Here is a 6,160-nt window from a genome sequence, read left to right as displayed (position 1 = left end):
GCCTGCACCAAGGCGCGCAGCCTGTCGGCAACCTCCTGCTCGGCGCGCGCCGCGCGAAGGTCGGCCAGGATGCCGGCGCAGCCCGACATGGCTAGGCAGCCCAGCGCGGCCGCCAAGGCCGTCACGTCGAAAGCCGAATCCTCGATCAGATGCCCCGCAAACAGCGCGAGCGAGGCCGCGAAGCCGATCCGGAACAAAGTGCGCCCGATCAGCCGGCAGAGCGTGCTACGCAACGACGGCGCGGCCGCCTCGCAGGCAAGACCGAAGGCGCTGGCGCGGTCGGTTGAACTCCGGAGGTGGGGTGCGGTGGCCTGGTTCCGCCGATTCGGCGCTGGTTCGTTTGATCCTTGCATTATGATTGCTTGCATCGATCTTCGCGGGCGGCCTTTGATCCACGTCAACGAGTCCCGGTTTCACGAGAGTAGGTAGGTCGCGGAAAACCTTTCAAGGGTACGTTCTTATGACCAATCCTCTGCTTGTCGAGCTTTCGCGCCTGCAGTTCGCGCTGACGGCGATGTACCATTTTCTGTTCGTGCCGCTGACGCTTGGGCTGTCGGTGCTGGTGGCGATGATGGAGACAGTCTACGTGATGACGGGCCGAACCATCTGGCGCGACATGACCAAGTTCTGGGGCCTTTTGTTCGGCATCAACTTCGTCCTCGGCGTTGCCACCGGCATCACCATGGAATTCGAATTCGGGATGAATTGGGCCTTCTATTCGCATTACGTCGGCGACATATTCGGTGCGCCGCTCGCGATCGAAGGGCTGATGGCCTTCTTCCTGGAGGCCACGTTCGTCGGCCTGTTCTTCTTCGGCTGGGACAGAATGTCCTCGCGCGCCCATCTGGTCGTCACATGGATGGTGGCGCTGGGCAGCAACCTGTCGGCTTTATGGATTCTGATTGCCAACGGCTGGATGCAGAATCCGGTCGGCGCCGCTTTCAATCCCGATACGATGCGTATGGAAGTGATGGATTTTGCAGCGGTCCTGCTCAATCCGACCGCGCAGGCGAAGTTCGTGCATACGGTATCCGCAGGCTATGTCTGCGGCGCCGCTTTCGTGCTGGGTATCTCGGCCTTCTATCTTCTCCGCGGCCGTCACATCGAACTCGCAAAGCGGTCGTTCGTGATCGCGGCCGCCTTCGGGGTCGCGGCCGCTTCCTCCGTCATCGTGCTCGGCGATCAGAGCGGATACACCATCACCGACAACCAGAAGATGAAGCTCGCCGCCATGGAGGCGATGTGGCAGACCGAGCCGGCTCCGGCGTCGTTCACCGCGTTCGGCATTCCCGACATGCAGGCGCACTCGACGCATTATGCCATCGAGATCCCCTGGGTGATGGGGCTGATCGGCACTCGCTCGATCGACGAGCAGGTCCCCGGCATTTTCGATCTCGTGAAGAAGGCCGAAGACAGGATCCGCGGCGGGCTGGTTGCCTATGACGCGCTGGAGAAGCTCAAGAAAAATCACGCCGACGCAGACGCCCGCGCTGTCTTCGAAAAGACCCGCGGCGATCTCGGCTTTGCCCTGCTGCTGAAGCGCTATGTCGAAAATCCGTCGCTGGCGACGGCCGAGCAGATTCATGACGCAGCCTGGTCGACGGTTCCAAGCGTGCCCTCGATTTTCTTCGCTTTCCGCTTCATGGTGGTGTTCGGCTTTGCACTGCTCGCGGTGTTCGTGATCGCGCTCTGGTATACGATGCGGGAAGCGGAAGCGCCGCGCTGGCTGTTCCGGCTCGCGCTTGTTGCCTTTCCGCTGCCCTGGCTTGCCGTCGAACTCGGCTGGTTCGTCGCCGAGTTCGGACGGCAGCCCTGGATCATCGACGGCGTGCTGCCGACCTTCCTCGCGACATCTGAGCTTGGCGTCGCCGATCTGATCCTGACGATCATCGGGTTCACGGCAGTCTATGGCGTGCTCGCGGTCATCGAATGCCGGCTCATGCTGCATGCGATCGGCAACGGTCCGGACGCGGTGGGCGACATGGGATCCTTTGGTCAAGCCACAACCGCCCTCGGCGCCGTCGCGCCGGCCGAGTGACCATCATATCAGGTCAAGGAAAAACATCATGATACAATATCTGTTCGACTACACCACGCTCCGCCTGATCTGGTGGGTGCTGCTCGGCGTCCTCCTGATCGGCTTCGCCGTCACCGACGGCTTCGACATGGGCGTCGGCGCGCTGCTGCCGTTCGTGGCGAGGAACGACGTCGAGCGCCGCGTAGCCATCAACACCATCGGCCCGGTGTGGGAAGGCAACCAGGTCTGGTTCATTCTCGGTGGCGGGGCGATCTTCGCGGCCTGGCCCGCGCTCTATGCGTTGAGCTTTTCCGGCTTCTACCTCGCGATGTTCCTGGTTCTGTTCGCGCTGATCCTGCGGCCGGTCGGCTTCAAATACCGTTCCAAGCGTGAAAGCCCGGTCTGGCGCAGCAACTGGGACTGGGCGCTGTTTGTCGGGGGCGCGGTTCCGGCGCTGATTTTCGGGGTCGCGGTCGGCAATGCGCTGCAAGGCGTGCCGTTCCACTTCACCGACGATCTGCGGCCAATCTACGAGGGCACGCTGTTCGGCCTGCTCAATCCGCTGGCGCTGTATTGCGGGCTGGTGTCGCTTGCGATGCTGGTGACGCATGGCGCGGCATGGCTCAGCTTCAAGGCCGAGGGCCCGGTGGCGGATCGCGCGGCGGCATTCGGCGAGAGAACGGCGCTGATCACCGCGGCGCTGTTTGCGGGGGGTGGCGTTCTGGTCTGGCTCGGGGCGTATGGCGGCTATCAGGTGACGAGCCCGATCGTCTGGGATGGCCCATCCAATCCGCTCGGCAAGACCGTCGTGCTCAATTCCGCCGCCTGGCTGCAGAATTTCCGCGGCACGCCGTGGCTCGCGATCGTACCCTTGCTTGGCATCGTCGCGCCGCTCGTGGCAGCGGCAGGTTTTGGCGCGCGTCGCGCCGGCCTGACTTTGCTCGCGTCCAAATTGGGGATCGCCTGCATCATTGCGACCGCCGGGCTGTCGATGTTTCCGATCATCCTGCCGTCGAGCAGCAACCCGAACGATTCGCTTGCCGTGTTCGATGCCTCGTCGAGCCACGCGACATTGCGGAACATGCTGATCGCGACGGTGGTGTTCCTTCCGATCGTGCTTGCCTACACTGCCTGGGTCTACAAGGTGTTGTGGGGCAAAGTGAGTTCCAGCACCATCGTGAAAGCCGGCTCGTCGGCCTATTAGAGCGCGATGCGTGCTCTAGGTTCTTGATTAAGCATGATCTCCGCGCAAACGCGTTCCGCGTTTGTCGCGACGGAAAAGCGCCACGCACTTTTCCGGACCATGCTCCGGCGCAAGCGACAGTGGAGACTAGTCATGTGGTATTTTTCCTGGATCCTCGGCCTCGGACTGGCGGCCGCCCTCGGCATCCTCAACGCGCTCTGGTACGAGCTGCGCACGGTCCGCGAAAAGGATACGGCCAGTGCGCCGCCGCTGCCGACTCCCTGATCCTGACGACCGATCGCTGGCATGCGCTGGCATCGTGCGGTCCGACCGCGTCATTCGCCTTTCAGGCGCTGGCCTTCGTGGATCCGCACGTGTTCGGCGCCGCGCGAGCCCGCTTCCGACAGTCGGAGCATGCTGAGCCCTGCCCCGAGCAAGGCAAAGCCCGTGCCGGCGAGCAACGAAATCTGGGTGCCGTCGGCCAGATAACGCGCCAGAAACAGCGCGACGAGGGCTGCGCCTGTCGTTTGTCCCAATAGCCGCGCGGTGCCCAGCATGCCGCTGGCGCCGCCCGAGCGCTCACGCGGGGCGGCGGCGATCATGGTGCGGTTGTTCGGCGTCTGGAACAGACCGAAGCCCGCGCCGGCAAGCGCCATGCGCCAGACGATATCGAAAGTCGAGGGGTTGGCGGGCAACATTGCCAGCGTGCCGAGGCCGGCCGCGAACAACAGGAGCCCGATGCCGCCGAGCAGGCCCGCCGGGTAGCGCTCCAGCAGCCTTCCTGCGATCGGTGCGGCGATGGCGACCGTGATCGGCCAGGGCGTGATCAGAAGCCCCATCTCGACCGCCGAATAGCCGAAGCGGCTTTCGAGATAGAAGGGGATCGCAGTGAAGGCCAGCATCTGGCCGCAGAACGAGGCGATCGAGGTCGCAATCGACAGCGCGAAGATCGGGATACGCAACAGGTCGACCGGCAACAGCGGCGAAGCCATATGGGTTTGGCGGTACATCAGCAGGCCGCAGGCGATCGCGGCGATCGCAAACTCGGCGAGGCAGATCGAAAGCGGCTCGCCATGGCCGATGCTGTCGATCGCGGCGATGAGGAAGCCGAAGGTGACGGCGCTGAGCCCCGCGCTCTGCCAGTCGAAGGTGTGCGGGGCACGAGGTGTGTGCGGCAGACAGCGCCAGCCCAATGACAGCGCGGCCAGTCCGACCGGGACGTTGACCGCGAACAGATACGGCCAGGTGCCAACCGCCAGAATCCCGGCGGCAATCGTCGGCCCGACCGCAGCGGACACCGCAACCACCATGGCATTGATGCCGATGCCGCGGCCCAGCTGGTCGTGCGGGTAGGTGAAGCGCACCAGCGCCGCATTGACGCTCATGATCCCGGCAGCGCCAAAACCCTGGACGATGCGCGCGACCGTCAGCAGCAGCAGCGTGTGCGACAGCGCGCAAAACAGCGACGCCAGCGTAAAAAGCGCGAGCCCAGCCAGATAGACCCGCCGATACCCGATGATTTCGCCAAGCGAGGCCAGCGGCAACAACGAGATCGTGATCGCCAGTTGATAGCCGTTGACGATCCAGATCGAGAACGCGGGACTGGCATCGAGGTCTCTGGCGATCGTGGGCAGCGCGACATTGGCGATGGCGCCGTCCACCACGGCCATGACCAGCCCGAGCGCAATGGTCAGGATGGCCCAGCGTCGCTGCGGCAGCGGCAGGCCGTCGGGATGCAGGATAACGGAAGAGGGCATATTGAGAATTTGAAGGGTCCCCCGCGGCCACGACGGGATCGCAGATTTGCTGCAACTTTGCAAACCGCGCCAGGCCGCGGGAGTTCCGTTAGACCCTCCGCGGCACCCGTTCGAAGCCCCGCGCCAGAACAGCCCCGGTCTCCGGATCCATCGGATAGGACAACTCGATTCTCAGCTCCTGCAGGCCGACGTCCTGGGGCGTGCCGAACGTCGTAATGGTGTTGAACAATCGCAAGGTCGCGCCGTTGACGCGGAGTTCGAGCGGTATGATCGGAAGCTCCGCCTGCTTGAGATCGTCGCACGTTGCCCTGCGGTCGGGCGGCGGACCGAGCTCCTTCAAGATTGCCGCCGACGGCGATTGCGGGTCGCCTCGCGCTTCATTGCGAAGCCGGGCGACCAGCCGTGGTTCGAGCGATGGCCAGTTCAGGATTCTTGGGCGCATCTCGGCCGGCTCGAACATCATGCGCATGAAGTTGAGCGTGCCATCCGGCGACAATGCGTCAATTGTTGCCGCGCCGAGACATGCCGAGACCAGCCGTGCCGCGCTCTCGTTGCGCATGACGACCCGCCAGCCGCGATCGACCACGAAGGCCGGATAGGGCTCGTAATGTCCGATGATCCGGTTCAATGCCTCGCGAACGCTCCCCATCGCCAGCATGTCCAGCGACCGTTCCGGGTAAAGCGCGGCATAGCCCGCTGACACCAGCAATTCGTTGCGTGCACGCAAGGGGATATCGAGCGCCTGGCAGAGGCGGATCACCATGTCCCGGCTCGGCAGTGTCCGCCCCGATTCGACAAAACTGAGATGGCGCTGCGAGATGTTCGCGCTGATCGCCAGACCAAGCTGGCTTTCGCGCCGCCGCGCGCGCCATTCGCTGAGACGGACGCCAAAGTGATCGGCGGGCAGCGGTCGTTTTCGGCGGCGCTCGGTCATCCTGTGCGATTCCGTAGCCCGGCCCGTGCGTGGCGCCAATTACCCGCCGGATAATTGCTGACATTTCGCCGGAGCGCTAGGGAAGCGCGCGAGTGACCCGATGGAGCGCTGGAGGTGATCGATGTCGAAGCCGAAAATTCTGGTGACGGGAGCGACCGGCAAGACCGGCGTGCCGACCGTGCTTGGGCTGTTGGAGAAAGGCTACCCGGTGCGGGCATTGGTCCGCAGGCTGGACGCACGCGCGCAGCGGCTGCGTGACGCCGGTGCTG

At 64.1% G+C, this 6,160-nt stretch carries 7 protein-coding genes; 4 read left to right on the top strand and 3 right to left on the bottom strand.

The annotated features are described in order from the left end of the window. A partial coding sequence (locus tag WCB02_RS00900) for a hypothetical protein (RefSeq protein WP_423955312.1) occupies positions 1 to 197 on the bottom strand: 197 nt, incomplete at its 3' end. Between the two features lie 263 nt (positions 198 to 460). On the opposite strand from WCB02_RS00900, the gene WCB02_RS00895 reads away from it, so the two are divergent. The 3 genes from WCB02_RS00895 (at position 461) to cydX (ending at position 3,485) form a co-directional block, all read left to right on the top strand. Beyond that, entirely contained in the window at positions 461 to 2,038 is a 1,578-nt protein-coding gene (locus WCB02_RS00895; protein ID WP_423955310.1) for a cytochrome ubiquinol oxidase subunit I, read from the top strand. 25 nt (positions 2,039 to 2,063) lie between these two features. Next, entirely contained in the window at positions 2,064 to 3,221 is a 1,158-nt protein-coding gene (gene cydB / locus WCB02_RS00890) for a cytochrome d ubiquinol oxidase subunit II (protein ID WP_423955316.1), read from the top strand. Positions 3,222 to 3,353: 132 nt separating this feature from the next. Then, complete coding sequence (gene cydX, locus WCB02_RS00885) at positions 3,354 to 3,485, top strand: cytochrome bd-I oxidase subunit CydX (protein WP_423955307.1); 132 nt, start codon at positions 3,354 to 3,356, stop codon at positions 3,483 to 3,485. Positions 3,486 to 3,535: 50 nt separating this feature from the next. Here the strand turns inward: cydX and WCB02_RS00880 are convergent, their stop codons facing one another. Further along, complete coding sequence (locus tag WCB02_RS00880; RefSeq protein WP_423955305.1) at positions 3,536 to 4,957, bottom strand: MFS transporter; 1,422 nt, start codon at positions 4,955 to 4,957, stop codon at positions 3,536 to 3,538. 88 nt (positions 4,958 to 5,045) lie between these two features. After that, entirely contained in the window at positions 5,046 to 5,891 is an 846-nt protein-coding gene (locus WCB02_RS00875; RefSeq protein WP_423955303.1) for a helix-turn-helix domain-containing protein, read from the bottom strand. Positions 5,892 to 6,012: 121 nt separating this feature from the next. Between WCB02_RS00875 and WCB02_RS00870 the strand changes: the two genes are divergently transcribed. Next, on the top strand, positions 6,013 to 6,160 hold a 148-nt coding region (locus WCB02_RS00870), incomplete at its 3' end, for an NmrA family NAD(P)-binding protein (RefSeq protein ID WP_423955314.1).

The sequence above is a fragment of the Bradyrhizobium sp. genome (assembly GCF_049581145.1).
Classification (GTDB): domain Bacteria; phylum Pseudomonadota; class Alphaproteobacteria; order Rhizobiales; family Xanthobacteraceae; genus Bradyrhizobium.
Note: the sequence above shows the minus strand (reverse complement) of the source record. Positions and strands in the feature narration are given on the sequence as shown.

Excerpts from the sequence above, each read along its gene's own strand:
- WCB02_RS00895 (WP_423955310.1), top strand. The coding sequence starts at position 461 with ATGACCAATCCTCTGCTTGTCGAGCTTTCGCGCCTGCAGTTCGCGCTG.
- WCB02_RS00875 (WP_423955303.1), bottom strand. The coding sequence starts at position 5,891 with ATGACCGAGCGCCGCCGAAAACGACCGCTGCCCGCCGATCACTTTGGC.
- cydX (WP_423955307.1), top strand. The coding sequence starts at position 3,354 with ATGTGGTATTTTTCCTGGATCCTCGGCCTCGGACTGGCGGCCGCCCTC.
- WCB02_RS00880 (WP_423955305.1), bottom strand. The coding sequence starts at position 4,957 with ATGCCCTCTTCCGTTATCCTGCATCCCGACGGCCTGCCGCTGCCGCAG.